Origin of the sequence: Rothia koreensis (assembly GCF_052232265.1) — a bacterium.
Classification (GTDB): Bacteria; Actinomycetota; Actinomycetes; order Actinomycetales; family Micrococcaceae; genus Rothia; species Rothia koreensis.
This window is the reverse complement of sequence record NZ_CP197643.1, coordinates 2,868,537-2,885,409: the sequence shown is the minus strand read 5'-3', so window position 1 is coordinate 2,885,409 and position 16,873 is coordinate 2,868,537. Positions and strand designations below refer to the sequence as shown.

Annotated in this window: 11 protein-coding genes; 6 read left to right on the top strand and 5 right to left on the bottom strand. The window is 66.9% G+C overall.

The genetic code is table 11. The features are described from left to right. Positions 1-137: 137 nt before the first annotated feature. Positions 138-2,309, top strand: a complete 2,172-nt coding sequence (locus tag ACTSLZ_RS12875; protein WP_443095270.1) for a RecQ family ATP-dependent DNA helicase — start codon at positions 138-140, stop codon at positions 2,307-2,309. On the opposite strand, the gene hrpB is transcribed toward ACTSLZ_RS12875, so the two are convergent. The 3 genes from hrpB to ACTSLZ_RS12860 all read right to left on the bottom strand — a co-directional run bounded on the left by hrpB (position 2,300) and on the right by ACTSLZ_RS12860 (position 7,441). Next, a complete protein-coding gene (gene hrpB, locus ACTSLZ_RS12870; RefSeq protein WP_443095269.1) occupies positions 2,300-4,909 on the bottom strand; it encodes an ATP-dependent helicase HrpB in 2,610 nt (869 codons plus the stop codon). The genes ACTSLZ_RS12875 and hrpB overlap by 10 nt on opposite strands. A gap of 45 nt (positions 4,910-4,954) precedes the next feature. Then, complete coding sequence (locus ACTSLZ_RS12865; protein ID WP_129316044.1) at positions 4,955-5,893, bottom strand: ornithine cyclodeaminase family protein; 939 nt, start codon at positions 5,891-5,893, stop codon at positions 4,955-4,957. 93 nt (positions 5,894-5,986) lie between these two features. Further along, a complete protein-coding gene (locus ACTSLZ_RS12860; protein ID WP_443095268.1) occupies positions 5,987-7,441 on the bottom strand; it encodes a choice-of-anchor M domain-containing protein in 1,455 nt (484 codons plus the stop codon). 158 nt (positions 7,442-7,599) lie between these two features. Here ACTSLZ_RS12860 and ACTSLZ_RS12855 point away from each other — a divergent pair, with 158 nt between their 5' ends. The 5 genes from ACTSLZ_RS12855 (at position 7,600) to ACTSLZ_RS12835 (ending at position 12,990) form a co-directional block, all read left to right on the top strand. Next, complete coding sequence (locus ACTSLZ_RS12855; protein WP_443095267.1) at positions 7,600-8,685, top strand: TIGR03773 family transporter-associated surface protein; 1,086 nt, start codon at positions 7,600-7,602, stop codon at positions 8,683-8,685. Next, positions 8,682-10,289: an anchored repeat ABC transporter, substrate-binding protein gene (locus ACTSLZ_RS12850; protein WP_443095266.1), complete on the top strand. Its 1,608-nt coding sequence runs from the start codon at positions 8,682-8,684 to the stop codon at positions 10,287-10,289. Before ACTSLZ_RS12855 ends, ACTSLZ_RS12850 begins: the two co-directional genes overlap by 4 nt. 162 nt (positions 10,290-10,451) lie before the next feature. Beyond that, positions 10,452-11,189, top strand: coding sequence for a choice-of-anchor M domain-containing protein (locus ACTSLZ_RS12845; RefSeq protein ID WP_443095265.1), 738 nt, complete (start codon positions 10,452-10,454; stop codon positions 11,187-11,189). A gap of 143 nt (positions 11,190-11,332) precedes the next feature. Then, the gene (locus tag ACTSLZ_RS12840; protein ID WP_443095264.1) at positions 11,333-12,094 is read left to right on the top strand and encodes an anchored repeat-type ABC transporter ATP-binding subunit; all 762 of its coding nucleotides are present in this window, start codon (positions 11,333-11,335) and stop codon (positions 12,092-12,094) included. Continuing rightward, positions 12,091-12,990 carry an anchored repeat-type ABC transporter permease subunit gene (locus ACTSLZ_RS12835; RefSeq protein ID WP_443095263.1) on the top strand — a complete coding sequence of 300 codons (900 nt, stop codon included), beginning with the start codon at positions 12,091-12,093 and terminating at the stop codon, positions 12,988-12,990. The genes ACTSLZ_RS12840 and ACTSLZ_RS12835 overlap by 4 nt, the downstream gene beginning before the upstream one ends. Positions 12,991-13,060: 70 nt before the next feature. On the opposite strand, the gene ACTSLZ_RS12830 is transcribed toward ACTSLZ_RS12835, so the two are convergent. Both ACTSLZ_RS12830 and ACTSLZ_RS12825 read right to left on the bottom strand, forming a co-directional pair. After that, positions 13,061-14,188: a choice-of-anchor M domain-containing protein gene (locus tag ACTSLZ_RS12830; protein WP_443095262.1), complete on the bottom strand. Its 1,128-nt coding sequence runs from the start codon at positions 14,186-14,188 to the stop codon at positions 13,061-13,063. Continuing rightward, a complete protein-coding gene (locus ACTSLZ_RS12825; RefSeq protein WP_443095261.1) occupies positions 14,083-16,062 on the bottom strand; it encodes a choice-of-anchor M domain-containing protein in 1,980 nt (659 codons plus the stop codon). The genes ACTSLZ_RS12830 and ACTSLZ_RS12825 overlap by 106 nt, the downstream gene beginning before the upstream one ends. Between the last annotated feature and the right edge of the window lie 811 nt (positions 16,063-16,873).

Genomic DNA, 16,873 nt, shown 5'->3' with positions numbered 1-16,873 from the left:
GATGGGAAGGGGAACGCCCTGAATATTCTACTGCAGAGAACCTGGGTGCCGGCTGTGGGCGAGGACCGAAAAGCCGGTGATCCCGTGTTGTCCACAGGCCCCAGGTGCGGAGCCACCCGACCTGCCAGACTGGACTCATGACCGTTGCCGATCCTGCCTCAGACCTCCGAGACCGTGCCCTCCACCACCTGCGCGCCCTGACGGGCAACCCGGACGCCGATTTCCACGCCGGGCAGTTCGAATCGATCCGGGCCCTCGTCGAGGACCGGGCCCGAGCGCTGGTCGTCCAGAGGACGGGGTGGGGCAAATCCGCCGTCTACTTCATCTCTTCGTTGCTCATGCGGGAGCTCGGGGGCGGGCCGGCCCTGATTATCTCGCCGCTGCTGGCCCTGATGCGGGACCAGGTTGCCGCCGCCGAGCGTGCCGGGGTCCGGGCCGCCGCCGTGAATTCGGCCAACGCGACCGAGTGGAACGAGATCCGCGAGAGCATCCGCGCCGGTGAGCTCGACGTTCTTCTGATCAGTCCCGAACGGCTGAACAACCCGCGATTCCGTGACGAATGGATGCCCACGCTCATGAGCACCTGTTCGCTCGTGGTCATCGACGAGGCCCACTGCATCTCCGACTGGGGCCACGACTTCCGTCCGGACTACCGGCGCATCAAGGACATCATCGGGCGGTTGCCGGGCGGGGTGCCTGTTCTCGCGACCACGGCCACGGCCAATGAACGGGTGGTCACAGACGTCCAGGAACAACTGGGGGTCCGTAGCGAGCCGGCGTCGGACGTCGAGGGTGCAGGAGACGTGTTCACCCTCCGGGGGCCGCTCGCGAGGGACAGCCTCCGCTTGGGGGTCCTGGAATTGCGCGACAATGCATCCCGGATCGCTTGGCTGATCGAACATCTGAAGGACCTTCCGGGCAGCGGGATCGTCTACGCCCTGACGGTTTCTGCGGCCGAGGACACCGCACGGATCCTGACCGAGTCCGGGTACAGGGTCCGGCCCTACACGGGGCGGACCGACCCCGCCGACCGTGAGTCGGCCGAGGACGATCTCAAGAACAACCGCGTCAAGGCGTTGATCGCCACCAGTGCGCTGGGGATGGGCTTCGACAAACCGGATTTGAGGTTCGTGGTCCACTTGGGGGCGCCGTCGTCACCCGTGGCGTACTACCAGCAGGTCGGCCGTGCCGGACGCGCCACCGACAGCGCCGACGTCCTGCTCCTGCCCGGTCGGGAGGACGCCGAGATCTGGAAGTACTTTGCGACCGCCTCCATGCCTACCTGTGAGAACGCCGAGGCCGTGCTGGACACGCTCGCTCGGTCGTCGACCGCAATGTCGGTTGCGGCGCTCGAATCCGCGGTCAATATCAAGCGCACGTCCTTGGAGCTTCTCCTCAAGGTCCTGGCGGTCGAGGACGCCGTGGAACGCACTCAGGGCGGCTGGGCGGCCACGGGCAATCCGTGGACCTACGACGCCGAACGGTACGAGCGCATCGCAGAGGCCAGACGACGGGAACAAACGGCGATGCTGGACTACGAAGCAGGACAGATGTGCCGCATGCAGTTCCTGGCGGATCAGCTCGATGACCGAACGGCTCGCCCGTGTGGTCGCTGCGACGTGTGTGCGGGGCCCTGGTACCCGCAGGACGTCGACGACGAGGCCTCGCGCAGGGCCAAACACGGACTGGTCCGTGTGGGAGTCCCAATCGAGCCCAGGGCCCAGTGGCCGAGCGGGTTGCCCAAACTCGGTATCGAGATGAAGGGCAAGATCCCCACAGAGGAACGCTTCGAGCGAGGAAGGGTCCTGGCCCGGCTCACCGACCTCGGGTGGGGCAACAGGCTCCGGGAGGTCTTCGTGAACGACGACGCCGGAGCGCCGATCGATCGCGAGGTTCCCTCGGATCTCGGCAAAGCGTGCATCGCGGTTCTGGCCGAATGGGACTGGTCGGAACGGCCCGTCGGAGTGGTGTCCATACCGTCAGCCGGCCGCCCTCTGCTGACACGATCTCTGGCGCAAGGGCTGGCCTCGGCCGGCAAAATGCCGTATTGGGGCGAACTCGAGGTCTCACCGGACGCTCCGGCCGGCGTCGGCCAGCGTGGGGGAAACAGTGCGTTCGCCGTCGCTGGCGTCTGGGGAAGATTTCGGGTGGGGGATGAGCTGGCCGAACGGATCGGTCACGCCAAGGGGCCGGTCCTGCTGGTCGACGATCTCGTCGATTCCCGGTGGACCATGACGCTCGCCGCCAGGGAGCTGCGTCTGGCCGGGGCAGGCGGCGTGCTTCCCTTCGCGTTGGCCCTTCAGGGGTGAGAAGTCCTGCTCTTGGTCCTGGCCGTGGCCGTGGCGTTCCACGGGTCCTCGGGCCACGGATGCTTGACGTAGCGGCCCCGGTTTTCGGCGCGCACTTGCGGATACACGTTCTCCCAGAAGTTCGCGAGATCCTGCGTGACCGCGAGCGGCCGGCGCGCCGGCGACAGCAGGTGCAGGGTCACGGGCACTCGGCCGGCGCACACGGTCGGTCCGGTCGACCAGCCGAAGCATTCTTGTAATTTCACGGCGAGCACGGGTGGAGTCACCTGGTTCTCGTGGTCTTCGGCGGCGGGCCACTCCAGGCGGACGGCCGAGCCGCTGGGCACCCGGATGCGTTCGGGTGCGATCTCGTCGAAACGGGAGGCCTCGGGCCAGGGCAGGAGCCTTCTCAGCGCCGAGGTCGTATCCACGCGTCGCGGCGATGCCCCCTGGGCGATGGCTTCCAGCTCGGGCCCCAACCATGTCTCCGCCGTGCGAGTGAGCTCGCCCCATCGGACATCCGGCCAGGGATCTCCGAAGACGGCCCGCACCAGACCCAGGCGGGCGCGGAGAACCTCGAAGGACTCGGCGGGTCGAAGGACGTCACGGAGACCGACGTCGGCCAGAGCGCTGGCCACGGCGCGGCGACCTGCCTCGGCCGACGGACGGCAGGGGGCAGCACTGAGCTCGATCGCGCCGAGGCTCCGTACCCGGCGTGCACTGACCTTGCCGTCCCCCTGGAACGGGTCGAAGGTCGCGACCTCTTCCTCGCGCAGCATTTCGGCGCCCGCAAGCTGGGCGGTGTCGGCGTCCAGAACCGCGGCGGTCCGGATCAGCGGTGTCCCCTGAACCAAACCGGCCTCGGCCACGGCAAGCCATGGTTGGCCTGACAAGCCCGAGTCCCTGGGCAACGACGCACCCGTGCCGGAGGCCATCAGGTAGTCGGAGCTCCCCGAGCCTCTGACCCGGGCGATTCCGTCGGGGAAAGCGAGTGCGGTGACGAGGGCGGCGTCCTGCTCCGTGGCAGGCGGCGACGTCGAGGGCGTGCCCACCTCACGTTCCAGGCGCCGGACCTCGTGCTTCCACCGGTCGTCGCCCGAACGTCGCAACTGGCGGATCAGTGCCCAGACGTCTGCCCCCGGGGCGCGCTGGTCGGATTCCAGCGCCGCGACCGTCTCCGCGGCGGCGCGCGTGCCGACCAGATCGGCACCATCGAACAGGGCCCGGGCCAGCCTGGGATCGGCGGGCACCGTTGCAAGGCGTTGTCCCAGCGGAGTGGCCCGTTCCCCGTCGTCGATCGCTCCGAGAGCCGTCAAGGTCTTCCGGGCGCTGGCGTGAGCGCGTTCCGGCAACCGGGTGGGGAACCGGAGCCCTTTCCCGCCCGGTGCACCCCAACAGGCGAGGTCGAGAACCGCGCTCGTCAGGTCGCTGGTCTCGATTTCTGGCGGTGTGACGGCGGGCCGGGCGGCGTAGTCCGACGGCGACATGCACCGAACCACCTCGCCCGGGGCCTCTCGGGCCGCGCGCCCGGCCCGCTGGACCATGGCCGCCTTGGACGCACCCACGGTCACGAGGCCGCTCATTCCACGCATGGCATCCACCCGCTGCTGTCGGTCCAGACCGGCGTCGACGACCAGGCGAACCCCCGGGACGGTGAGCGCGGACTCCGCGACGTTGGTCGCGAGGATGATGCGCTGCCGGCCGGTCGTGGAACCTCGCAGGACCCGATCCTGTTCGCGCGGGGGAGTCCGCCCCATCAGGGTCAAGACCTCCGCTTCGTCACGGATCAAGCGTCTCGTCTCTCCGGCGACGCGTTCGATCTCCCGGGCACCGGGGAGGAACACGAGGACGTCGCCGTCGGTCGTGGCCCGGTGCTCGGCGATCGTTGTCGCCACGTGGTGCAGGAAAGCAGGGGTGACCCCACGCGCATCCAGAGCAGCGGCCTGCGGCGCGGCCCACGTCTCGGACAAGTCGAACGAGGCACTGGAAGCGCTGGCCACCGCGGCCGGTCGGGCGTCGTCGCCCATCAGTTCCGCCCACCTGCGCGCGTCCAGGGTCGCGGACATGACGACCAAGGACAGGTCATCGCGCAACTCCGCGAGTTGCCGGAGCATCCCGAAAGCCAGATCGGAGTCGAGGTGCCGTTCGTGGACCTCGTCGAGAATGACGCCCGCGGTATCGGCCAGCTCGGGGTCACGGATCAGGCGCCGAAGGAGGACCCCCGTGGTCACGAACTCGATGAGCGTCTCGGCGGATACCTTGTGTTCTCCCCTGACCGTGAATCCGACGAGACCTCCGACTCGCTCTCCCGAGAGCGCCGACAGGCGATGGGCCGCCGAGCGTGCGGCAATGCGTCGCGGCTGGGTCACCACTATGCGGCGCGGCCTCTCGACGGTGCCCCCGAGGTGCGACTCATTGGTGCTCTCGTTGGGGCGGCGGGCGGCGTGCTGTGAGATCCAGTTCGCGAGGAAGGGAGGGACGAGCGTCGTCTTGCCCGTGCCGGGTGGGGCCTCGACGACAGCGCGAAGGGCTGCGGCGTCGTCGCCCGCCGCCGCCAGGTGAGGAAGGAGTTCCGCAGCGGGCAGGGAACGGCCCATGGAGTCGACGTCGAAAACAGTCATCGTTTCAGCCTGTCAGCTGTGCACACCGGGGTTCGTGCAGGAGGCTCAGCCGGGGAGATTCTCGAACAGGGCCTTCGCGGTCACGAGATCCTGCCAGCCCATCCCCACGGTTTTGAAGAGGGCCGGGCGGGACGGATCGCGCTTGCCATCGAGGACGAGGGACGAGAGACCGACGAGGTCCTCGCGGCGGAGCAGATGTCGTTGGACGGCGATCACGGCGTCTCCGGCTTCCCGCAGGGCCGTATCCACGTCCTCCACGTAGAAGGCTGCGCGACGGGCCAGGGCGTCGTCGGTTTCCCGGGCGTCCGGTGAGTGCGAACCCATGGCGACGACGACGGCACCGTTCTGCACCTTGTCGCCGTCGAAGAGCGGTTCCTGGGAGCTGGTGCAACAGGCAATGATGTCTGCGTTCTCGACGTCGTCGGCTTCCCCCGCTTTTGCATTGAAGCCTTCCGAGATCAGCGTTTCCACCAACCGTGCGGTCTTGTTGGAACTCCGGCCGACGATCCGCACGCTCGAGATCTCGCGGACCGCAGCGGCCGCCCTGACGTGGTACTCGGCCTGCGGGCCGGTCCCGAAGACCACGAGGCGGCTCGCGTCGGGCGCAGCGAGCATCTCGATGCCCAAGGCGGAGACGGCCGGGGTGCGGATGGCCGTCAGGGCCGGTCCGTCGATCACGGCCAGAGGGCTGAGGGTGTCCGCGTCGAAGAGGAAGTAGCTGCCCTGGATCAGGGGTGCGCCTTTGCGAGGGTTGTCCGGTCCCAAGGTCAAAATCTTGATGCCCGCATAGTCACCGAACTCGCTCGGCATCATGAGGAATTCGCCGTGCTCGACCGCGGCCGAGGCCCGGGGGTGGGCGAGGGCGGGGTCGTAGCCTTGGAGCAACGCCTGTTTCAGAGCATCCACTGCGGCTCTCATCGGCAGGTGGGCCAGGACCTGCTCTGCATTGATGTTTCTGACTTCGGGCGATGCCAACTCGGACATTGATCCTCCACGGCTCACGCTGGTGCGCGGGCCCATTAGCGCGTCTGACTGCACACGCGAGTCTACCGGCCTTCGAGATGTCCTGCTCGTCACTCATTCCTCGCTCGCGCCGGTCGCCGACAGACGACGCCGATAGAGGGCGCAGCCGGCAAGAGTCAGCCCGAGCATGGCCGCGCACACGGCCGCCGCTCGGGGCACGACGGCCTTATTCGCGGCGGTCTGTGGGCGCGGGGCGGCTCGCGGGGACGGTTCCGCGCGGGACGACCCGTCGGAGCCCCGAACCGGGCCCTGGGCGACGGGTGAAATGCCGGTCGGCAACGGCGTCGGTTCGGTCATCGCAGCGGGTTTCGGACCGACGATTTCGTGATTGTGGTTCGATCCGTCCCCGGGAGCACCACCATGGCCCGTGCCCGAGGCAGGGGGTGGCGCCGAGGGCGACGGTGAGACCTTCGACGGCGTCGTGGCGGGCGTTGCGACAGGGGCCGGGCCGCCGAGGGCTGGCGAACTGGGGGCTGAGGATGGGATCGAGGAGCTGGGTGCCGAGGAGCTGGAAGACTGGGAACCGGATGACGGCGAGTCGGAAGCTGGTGCGTCGGAAGCTGGTGAGCTGCGGACGGAATCGGGGGCCGCGGTCGGGGTCTCTGCGCGCGGCGCGGTCGCCGAGGGGTGAGCGCTGGGTCGTGATGGGGGCGTCGCGCCGTGGCCGCTGGGCGCGGGGGACTGCGTCTCCCCGTGGCTGGTCGCGCAGGCGTTGATGGCTTGGTCTCCGACAGCGAACGTCAGACGGTGCTTGCCGGAGGTCAGCTTCCCGCCACGTGGCGTTTCCGCGGTGAACTGGAGGTCGAAAGCATAGGTTCCGGGCTCGGTGAAGGCCCAGCGGACCGGGGTTCGTGACGGCCCCGTGGAAGCGATCGACCATTTTCCACGGGTCGAGTCCACGAGCACGTTCGGAGGATTGTTCTCCTGTTGGGTATGGACGCCGAACCTCGAGCCTTGCGGCATCGATACCGGGACCAATGAGAAGTGGCCTCCCTCTTGGGAGAGCTCGGAATAGTCCACATCGGACGTGTCGAGGGTGAGACTGACCAGGTCCTGGTCGGGTTCCTGCGGCAGTTCGTAGAATTTCTCGCCCTCCGTTCCCAGGAACTCGGTCTCCGAGGGCATGAGCGGGCCGGTGCGCTCGCGGCGTGCGCGGTCAGGGACTCCGAGACACACGTCCTCGGGCCGGAAGACCTCCCGGTCCAATGCGGCGTCGTGGGGCGAATCGCTGTGTCGCAGGGAGAGCTCGGCCGCGTCATTGCGAAGACTCGCGCGCACGTCGACGGAGCCGCGAAGTATCTGCTGTCTGGTGGGTGCTGTCCCGTCCCGTACGGCTTTGTCCTGACCGGTCTCCGTCCTGACTTGGGCCGAAGACGGAAGCGTGCCCGGTCCGAGAACGAGCCCCAGGGCCAGCACCAGGCTCAGTGCCGCCGTACACACTCCGGTGCGCTTTCCTGAGGCACGACGTCGCTGTCCGGGTTGGTGGACCGGGTGGGAGATCGGCGTCATGGGGTCCTTTCCGGTGGTTCCGAGTGCTCGGCTCGATGGGATGCACACCCGAGCACAGCTACATTTGAGAATGATAGTCAGTTAAGATTTACTGCTGAGTAGCCCCGGTATCGCGCCGATCGGCACCCCACTCGCACCTCCCATGAGAAGGAAGAAGCATGACCTGTCAGAACAGGCGTTCTGCTCGAGCGCCGAAGTCCCTGTCCCTCGCTCTCGCGGCGGGTGTCCTCGGGCTGGCCGTGGCCGGATCCTCGTTCGTTGTTCCTGCTCAGGCCGACGACGCGAGCCAGGGCGCCCCGTGCGTATCGGGTCCCGCGGCGACCGCATTAGCCGAGGTCGTCGATGACGGACACTTCGACTTCGGTGCTCGGCTCAAGGGTGATGCCTTGGATGCGGTGGTCAAGGACGACCGGTCCTCACCCGGCTCGTGGAAGAGCAGTGAGAGCCTGATCTTCGCCCTGAGCGACGCGTCCGCCAAGCAGAAGATGCCGGCTGGCATGGAAAAGATTGCCCCGGCGGGTTCCGACGTGTTCATGATCGGGGCCACCCAGGTTGCCGGCGTTCCCTGGCTCGGGTGGAACACCCAGGACCAGGGTCTGGCCGAGCACGCCGATGGGGACGTGACCATGACCCTGGACTCGTTCGACGGGCCCGGTGACATGAGCGTGTTCCTGTCCGGAAATTTCGGTTCGCCCGGTACCGATGTCTTCTCCACCAAGGGCCAGAAGTCCTACCGCGTGCCCCTCCATACACACCAGCACGGCAACTGGGTCTTTACGCGGCCCGGTCATTACACGGCCACGGTCTCGTATTCGGTGAACCTCAAGGACGGTCGGCAGGTGAAGGCCACGGGCATGTTGCGGTTCGCCGTCGGTGACCAGGCAGTCGAGGAAGCCAGGGCCAACCCCGGAACCGTCGCTTCCGCCACGCAGAAGTGCGAGGACGCCGGGGGAGCGAGCGCCGAACGCAGCGGTGCCGCCGGCTCCGGTCCAGGGCACCAGGCCGCCCAGCACGGGGCCGGGGACCAGTCGCAGGGCACGACGGCTGACGGCGTCGCCACGGGAGGCGGATCGAAGGGTGCGGCTGGAGGTCAGGCCGACGCCGCCGGGCAGAACCCTGGGCAGCTGGCCGAAACAGGTCCGCGCGAGGACGCGATGATCGTCTGTGCCCTGTTCGGAATCACGTTCACCGTGTGCGGTGCCCTCGTGGTCCGAACGATCCGTCGTGCCCGCCGCTCCGTGTGAAGCGCAGGAGCGCGCTGAAGGCCTTCGGCGCCCTCGGGTTGCTCGCGACAACGAGTTGCTCCGGCGGCGCCCGTGGGTCCGCGGCACAGGTGCGGCGCTCCGAGTCGGGACGCGTCAACGTCGTCGTCACGACGCCGATCCTCGCCGATGTGGCACGTCGCGTCGGGGGTGACCACGTATCCGTCACGTCCTTGGTTCCCTCGGGCGCGGATCCTCACTCTCACGAACCGAGCCTGCGGAATATTCGCGATCTGGCGTACGCGGATCTCGCCTTCACCAACGGAATGTTGCTCGAACAGCAAAAACTGCTGCGGACCGTGAGCGCGAATCTTCCGGACGCGGCAGGCGATCCCATCCCGGTCGCCGAGAACATCGAGAAGTATGGCGGGGTGCTCCGGCCAATGACCGAAGACTTGTCGCTGGACACCGTGTGGCTCGGAATGCGCGTCGAAGGAAGCGTGGGCGACCAGGACGGATCCGTGACACTCGAAACCACCGCGATCACGGGACCGGGCAGAACGGCCGCTTTCGTCACCGAAACCTTCGGCCGCGTGACGCGAGTCGCCGACTCCGCGGCCGAGGGTGCCCGACGTGGCGGCGGCACACATGGGAGTCGTGGCTCGGCGAAAGTCTTCGCAGAGGGAGAGCCCACTGTCGGGCAGCTCGGCGCGATGGAGTTGCCACAACAGGCCCATACGCACCTGTCCTGGGCTTTCACGGAGCCCGGACGCTACTCCATGGAGCTGCGGGCGGTCTTCCGCGGCGAGACGATCGCGACCGGCGTCGTGCACTTTGCGGTCGGCATCGACGCCAATCGGGCCGCCTTGGCTCTGGGACCGGATGCGCAGGTTCTGGACGGCGGGCACGCGGACATCACGGCCGACGTCGCCCGGCGCGTCATCGTGCTCCGGGCGGATGCGGAGAACGGGCCTCGGGAGTACGACCCCGCGTCGACGGTCGTCGTCGTGCCGGCCAAAGCGCTCCAAGAGCTCCCGGGAGGCAGTCAGTACAGGTTTCTGGGGCGACCCGGAGACCAGATGTATCTCCTGGCCCAGGCCGTTTTGGGCAAACACGTCCACGGAGACATTGACCCCCACTTCTGGCACGCCGTCCCCAACGTCAAGGCGGCCGCGCAGGTGATGCGTGACCACATGGCGAAGGTATTTTCCGAGTACGCTTCCGCGTTCCAAGCGAACGCCCATGACTACTCGGAGCGCCTGGACCGGCTCGAGCAGGAGCTGCGCGCAGCGTACGGCTCGCTCCCGGAATCCAGGCGCGATCTCATTACCGCCCACGACGGCTACGGCTACCTGGCCGAACACTACGGTCTCAAGGTCGAAGGCTTCGTCGCCCCCGTCCCCGGCACCGAGCCGGGTCTCCAACAGCGGCAACGGCTCGCGCGGGCCATCCGGGATCTGCACATCCCGGCGGTCTTCGTGGACAAGGGGACGACAGGCCGCGGCAATGTTCTGCAACAGGTTGCCGACGACGCCGGCGTGCGCGTCGCGCAGCTGTACTCCGACACCCTGGACGCCGAGGCCCCGAACTACGAGGACATGATGCGCCACAACGCCCGCACGATCACGGATCACCTCCGGGGATAGCTTCCCGATCGACCAACCCCGACCCACCATGCACTGCACCCAGAGGAATACAGTGACTTTTCGAAACCAGCACATCCGCATCCTTCCCTCCTTTGCCCTGGCCCTTGCCCTGGCCCTCGGTGGCCCATCCTCGGCGTTCGCCGAACCGCCGTCGTCGACCGGTTGACCGAGAAGACCGTCGAGGAAAAGGCTCTCGAACAACAGATATCCGACCAGGAGCAGATCGCCCACGGCCACGCCGCGATCGACCAGGGACATGTGGATATCGGCCCCAAATTCGTCGACGGACAGTGGAAGCTCATGATTCATGACGACCACGACGCCGAGCCTGTCTGGCGGTCGCCGGAAGACGTCGTCCTGAAATCCGGAGACGCCGCGCTGCTTCCCAAGCCGGAGGACGCCGCCTACGACTTCGTGCAGGCCAACCCGGGGGACGAGGTCTACGTGGTGCCGCAGACAGAGAAGTCGGGCGTCGTGTGGCCGGGGTGGAACACTCAGGACCCAGAAACCGAGCGCCGACTCGGCCCGGGCGCGACCCTGTCGATGGAGGGCGTGGAAGGGCCGGGCCAGTTCAGCCTCTATCTGGAGAACGGCAACTTTGCCGGCCCCCAGGTGCTGTGGAATTCGGCGGACGACGCCGGCCAGGACATCTGGGTTCCGAAGAACAGCCACACCCATGCGAACTGGGTGTTCACCCGTCCTGGGGTCTACTTCGTGACTGTTCGTGCACACGCCAAGCTCGCGGACGGTACCGAGGTCTCCGACACGCAGCGCCTGCAATTCGCCGTCGGGGACTCCACGGATGTGGAATCCGTTTTCGCCCGGGCCAAGGCTCTTGGTGAACCGAAGCCCGCGAGCCAGGCCGACGCGTCCTCGGGCGCATCCGCGGGCCCGTCCTAGGGGGCCGACAAGGGCACCGATACCGCGACCATGATCATGGTGGGCGCCGGATCCGTGATTCTGCTCGGCGGAGGAATCGCGTTCTGGGTGAGTGCACGCGGCCGACGAGCGAAAGAGGCCGCATCGGTCGAGGAGCGTCGGCCGTGACGGCTCCACGGCTTTCCGTCGATGACCTCACCGTCCGACTCGCGGGCCGGGACATCATCACCCATCTCGACTGGACCGTGCGGTCGGGCGAATTCGTGGCGTTGATCGGCCCCAACGGGGCCGGAAAAACCACGTTGCTCCGGTCGATCCTCGGGCTGATTCCTCGGGCGGGCGGGAACATCACCGTGGACGGAGAACACGCCTCGAGGGCGCGAGGAGTCCTCGGGTACGTTCCGCAGAAACACCACTTCGCCTGGGATTTTCCGCTGACGGTCGAGGACGCCGTGATGAGTGGCCGGACACGCAGCATGGGGTGGTTGCGCAGGCCCCGTGTCGCCGACTGGCGCCGGGTCAACCAGGCCATCGAACGTGCCGACCTGGGGCGATTGCGACGTCGTCCCATCGGCGAACTCTCGGGAGGGCAGCGACAACGCGTCCTCCTGGCCAGGGTCTTGGCCAACGAGCCCAAGGTACTGCTGCTGGACGAGCCGTTCACCGGCGTCGACGTGCCGACTCAGGACATGCTCATCGAACTGTATCGGCAGCTTGCCGCCGATGGCTTGGGGATCGTCATGAGCACGAACGACGTCTTGGGTGCCTTGGACGATTGTTCCCGCATCTGTGGGCTGCGCGGCCGCATTGCCCTCGACGTCGACCCCGCCGACGTCGGTCCCGAGTGCCTCAACGCCTGGTTGCGAGGCCGAGAAGATTCCGTGCCCCGCCCGGCCGCAGAGACGACGAAAGCGAGACCCGAATGATTGCCCCGTGGGAATTCGTGCAAGACCTTTTCAATCCCAACCTGGGATTTTTGTTGCGTGCCCTGGCCGCGGTCGTGATCTCGTCCGTGGTCTGCGGCGTGGTGGGTTTTCACGTGGTGATGCGCGGGATGGTGTTCATCGGGGACGCCGTGGCGCACTCGGTTTTCCCGGGATTGGCCGTGGCTTTCGTCGTCGGCGGGAACATGATGCTCGGAGGGCTCATCGCGGGGGTGCTCACCGCCGTGCTGGTTGCAATTTTCAGCCAGAATCGCAAGCTATCGGAAGATTCCGTGATCGGCATATTCTTCGCGGGCGCCTTCGCTCTGGGGATCGTGATCATCTCTCGCGCGCCCGGATATTCGGGGTCGGTCGAGGACTTTCTCTTCGGCTCGATCGTCGGGGTTTCGGAGCGCGACGTTCTGTGGGGTGCCGTGGCCGGGGCCGCGCTGATCGTGGTGCTGGCCCTGTTCGACAAGGAAATCGTGGCGGTCGGCGTGGACCGGGAGACCGCGCGAGCCATGGGGCTTCCGGTCTTGGCGCTGGACATTCTGCTCTCGGTCGTCGTGACCGTGAGCGTGGTGGTTTCCTTGCAGACCATCGGCAACGTCCTGGTGCTCGCCCTGATCGTCATCCCAGCCGCCGCGTCGCGTCTGATGTGCACGCGGTTCCACACCATGATGGTTGTCTCTCCCGTTTTTGCCGCGGTGTGTGCGACGACGGGTCTGTATATCTCCTGGTCGATCGACCTGCCGGTGGGTGGCACGATCGTTCTGACCATGGTCGCGGCCTTCCTGGTGTGCTGGACACTCACCGCGTTGCGTGGGCTTGCTTCTTCCCGCGCTGCATCGCCGGCTCCGTCCACGCTGGGGGCCGGCGGCGATTCCCATGCCTCATAAGCGTCGATGACTGCCCCCGGCTGGGGTGCGTACATTCCCTATTGGGCATGTACGCGCCCCGGGGCGGGGGTCAGTTCTCCGTCGTGGGCGCCGACGTGTTCCGGGAGGTCTTGCCACGGCGGTATCTGGTCATGGCGATCAGTGCCATGCCGCCTGCTATTGCACAGAGAGCGAGCGCCGAGATCAATTGGCCTCGCAACCCGGTCGCCGCGAGAGTTCCGGTTCCAGGGCGGCGCCCTGAGGATTCATTGGTCCCAGACCCCGATGACTGAACGGTCCTTGCCGGGGACCCGAAATTCTGAGCCTGAGCCGCAGTGGCTCCGGGGCCAACCGGATTCGACGCGGAAGAGCCGCGGGCTGCGTCGCTTGTCGCGAACCCATGGTCCTCACGGTGGCCCACCTCGGCAACGGCCCCACTCTTCGCGTCCGCACCCGGACCGGCGTTCCCCTGGCCGACGGCCGGCTCCTTGTCGGCGACGTCGCCCTCTGGGGAGCCGACCCGTCCAGTAGGCTCCCGCCCGGCGTCGTCGTGCTGGGTGCGACCACGTCCGGAATTGTCGTGTCCACCGGCTCCAGCACCGGTGCCTTCTTGGTGGGCGTGCCCGTCGTCAGGTGCGGAGGCGCAATCGTCGTTCTCGGGTTCTCCCACGACCACGAGGAGCGATTGCTTCTTCGAAGAAATCGGTGTTCCGTCCTTCAGGGTTGCCGAGTAGGCGACGTCGAAGGCGTAGGTTCCCGGCTTGGTGAAGGCCCAGTTCGCGTGGACATGCGTCGAGAAGGTCGATCTCAGCGCGTGTTTCTGCTGTGTCGAATCGATCAGCACCGAGGGGCGACCAATGTAATCGGTCGTGAAGAGACCGAAATTGGCCCCGCGGGGCATGCGCTTCGGCTCGATCGAGAGACGGACGCCGTCCTCGGTCAGGGCGCCGAAATCGACGTCCTGGGTGTTGTATCCCGGCCAGAGGACCCCTTCTTGCTGGGTCTGGGGCATCCCGTAGAACACGGAGTTCTCCGGTCCCAAGAAGTCCAGTTCGTGGGACATCATTCCTGCGCCGTGACGCTTGTGTCGTGCATTCTCGCCCACCACGAAGTTCACGTCGTCGATTTCCCTCTCGACCGTCGTGGTGCCGTGCTGCCGGGTTTCGTCCTTGAGTGCGATGTTGAGGCCGCCGTCGGAGGTCTTGCCGACGATGTCCACGTGCCCGTTGTCGAGCGGTAGCCGACGGGCGAGATCGGGGTCCTCGCACTTCTGGGTGCCGTCCGTGCTCGGCGTCGTTGGCTCCGGGCTGGCGGAGGGCGATGTCGGAGTCGGAGTCGATGGGGTCGGTCCGGGCTCCTCGGTGGGGATGGGCTCTGACTTGGCGTCGAGGTCGGTCGTTCCGTCGGCGTTGCCGACGGCTCTGGGGAAGGAATGGGCGACGGCTCCGGCGTCGGTTCGGGCGTCGGCTCCGGCGCTGGTTCGGGCGTCGGTTCGGGCTTCTCCGTGGGGCTGCCCGCGGCGTCGATGGTCAGCGTTCCTGGCCTGGTGACCTTGAGGTCGGCCGTGACCGGCTCCTCGAGCGTCACGGTCCCCTTGAAAGCGTCTATATCCGGGTGGGGGTAGACGGACATGCGGAATTGGCTGGTCGGGGTCAGGAAGTCGGTCTCGTAGTAGGCGACGGCGACACCGTTCTCGATGTAGTCGGAGAACACCGAGGTGGGGTACCGGGCCTCGGGGGTCTTGTAGATTCCGCCCGTCACCAGGCCTCGAATCTTCGGGTCGCGGAAGCGGGTCGTCACCTTGGTGAATCCGGAGGCTTCCGCAGGTTCGACCTGGAGAGCGTAGTCGCCCGACTCCGGCGTGTAACGCTCGGTGGCCAATGGCGTGTTCGCAGGGTCCGGCCCCGCCGTCGGCCACGTCCCGTGGCCTTGGGACGACGTGACTCTCGCCGATTCGCCCTGAACATACGGAAGGGTCGGGCTGATCCAGCGTGGGGAGGATCCGTCGTTGGGGGTGAACACTCCTTGCAGGACGGATCGCTGCGACCCCAGAAGTTCGTCCCACGCGGCTTTTCCGTGGTGGACGTCGACGTCGGTCAGGAAGTACCCCTGGTCGTAGAGCGTGAGCGTGCCCTCGGTGTCCGTGCCGGCGTCGAAGGAGATGGTGCTGAGGTTCTCATCGCCGTCCTTTTCCTTCGACGCTCGTGGCGCGACCGACAGCTCGTATGAGGTCTTCCCGATATCTCCGTTCGGTGCGGCGTCGAAGCGTTCCTTGGTCGAGGGCTGCGGTTTCGCCTTGGGTCGCTGGCCGCCGACCTGGATTCTCATCGTGGTCGGTGTGGATTCGATGGTGCGGCCATCCGTCCCGCGGGCCACCGCTCGGTAGGTGAGTTCGTAGCGACCAGGACGGGAGAACAGCGTCTGATTGTGCGTGTGCTGGCCGGCGGTGAGGCGGCCGGAACGGCGTCCGTCGACGGAGGAACTGAGAATCCGACTCACATCCATCGGATCTTCGGCGTCGCCCTCTTCGTGGGGCATGTAGTTGAGCATCTCCACGCGTCCCGGGCCGTCCACAGACAGCAGGTCGAGGAAGAAGGAGCCGTCCCGGAAGGTGTCCACGGGGATGTCGGTGGCCGCGCCGAAGCCCCACCAGATCGGGTCGTGATTGCCCCACGGGTTTGCAGGGGCCATGTACCAGGTGTCTCCGGGCGTGCCCAAGAAAGCGAGACGTGGATTGTCGGGCACCTGGAACTGGTACTGGTTCTGGTCGTTGGTTCCCCAGCCCTTGCCCACCCAGGCGACGACGTCGTCGAGCGGGTACGACGCACCGTGATCCTCGCTCTTGAGGGAGAAGCCGCCGTTCTCCCAGAACGTTTTCGGCGAGTCGATGTGAGCCCGAGTGGCGACCCGGCGGCCGTCATCGGGCCCGGCGATGGCTGGAGTTGATCCGAAGGCGAGCATCGCGGCGCAGGCGAGCGAAGCGACGGTGCGGATCCAGCGTGGACGAGTGAGGCGGCGTCGTTCGGTGCCGTCCGACGCCACGGACGACGACGGCGGAGAAGTGCGGTGGCCTCTGGCGTGCAACCGGGACATGCTGTCCTTTCTCATCAGCGTCCGGTCGCTTGGCCTGCCCAGCCTCGGTACAACCTCCGGGGCGTGAGGAAGAAACCCGGCGTGCCGGTACGGTGCGCGAGGTGAGTGACAGGAGAAGCATACACCGTAATGAGAATTATTAGCATCTGAGGGTCGGTCTGAGGGTCGGCGAGGGGCGAGGCCCGGAGGGTTCGGCCAGGGGCGAGGCTCGGACGGTTCGGCCAGGCGAGGTGGGGCGAAGCGCTCCGGGGCGTGCGCGGGCGGCGAGGTGGCAATTTTGTGCGTGAGTAGGAGCCGATGGTGAGGCCTGATGCACGATTGAGACCTTGGCGCGCTTTTTGGGTCGTCGTCCGTGCGAATTCGTCGCGGCCTGTGCAGCCTCCTGACGCCATTCGGAGGCGGTTGCCCGTTTGAGAGGAAGTTGCCGCCGTGAGGTGGAGGTTTCGCGACCACCTAACGGCGGAATTTGCCACGAAATTGGGTAACCGCCACGTAACTGAGGAGCTGCCGAGGTCGCGCGGTCCACGAGGTGGCACTATTGGGCGTTCCCAGCGCCGAGGTGGCAATCTCGTGCGTCTCGCGCGCCGAGGTGGCAGTTTTGGGACTAATTCCACCGAATTGGTGCACTAATCTGCCACCTCGCGGGGATTCACGCACGAAAATGCCACCTCGCGGGGAGTTGCGCACGAAAATGCCACCTCGTCCATCGACGATGCGCAGGCGGCGCGGCGGACCTCGACGTCAGCCCTAGTCACGTGCTCATACCCGCCGACTTCTCACTCGCAGTCTTCACGCCCGTCGACCACCGGGC

What these genes read in the sequence shown, in the direction of transcription:
- ACTSLZ_RS12875 (WP_443095270.1), top strand. Translation starts at nt 138, where the DNA reads ATGACCGTTGCCGATCCTGCCTCAGACCTCCGAGACCGTGCCCTCCAC.
- hrpB (WP_443095269.1), bottom strand. Translation starts at nt 4,909, where the DNA reads ATGACTGTTTTCGACGTCGACTCCATGGGCCGTTCCCTGCCCGCTGCG.
- ACTSLZ_RS12865 (WP_129316044.1), bottom strand. Translation starts at nt 5,893, where the DNA reads ATGTCCGAGTTGGCATCGCCCGAAGTCAGAAACATCAATGCAGAGCAG.
- ACTSLZ_RS12860 (WP_443095268.1), bottom strand. Translation starts at nt 7,441, where the DNA reads ATGACGCCGATCTCCCACCCGGTCCACCAACCCGGACAGCGACGTCGT.
- ACTSLZ_RS12855 (WP_443095267.1), top strand. Translation starts at nt 7,600, where the DNA reads ATGACCTGTCAGAACAGGCGTTCTGCTCGAGCGCCGAAGTCCCTGTCC.
- ACTSLZ_RS12835 (WP_443095263.1), top strand. Translation starts at nt 12,091, where the DNA reads ATGATTGCCCCGTGGGAATTCGTGCAAGACCTTTTCAATCCCAACCTG.
- ACTSLZ_RS12825 (WP_443095261.1), bottom strand. Translation starts at nt 16,062, where the DNA reads ATGTCCCGGTTGCACGCCAGAGGCCACCGCACTTCTCCGCCGTCGTCG.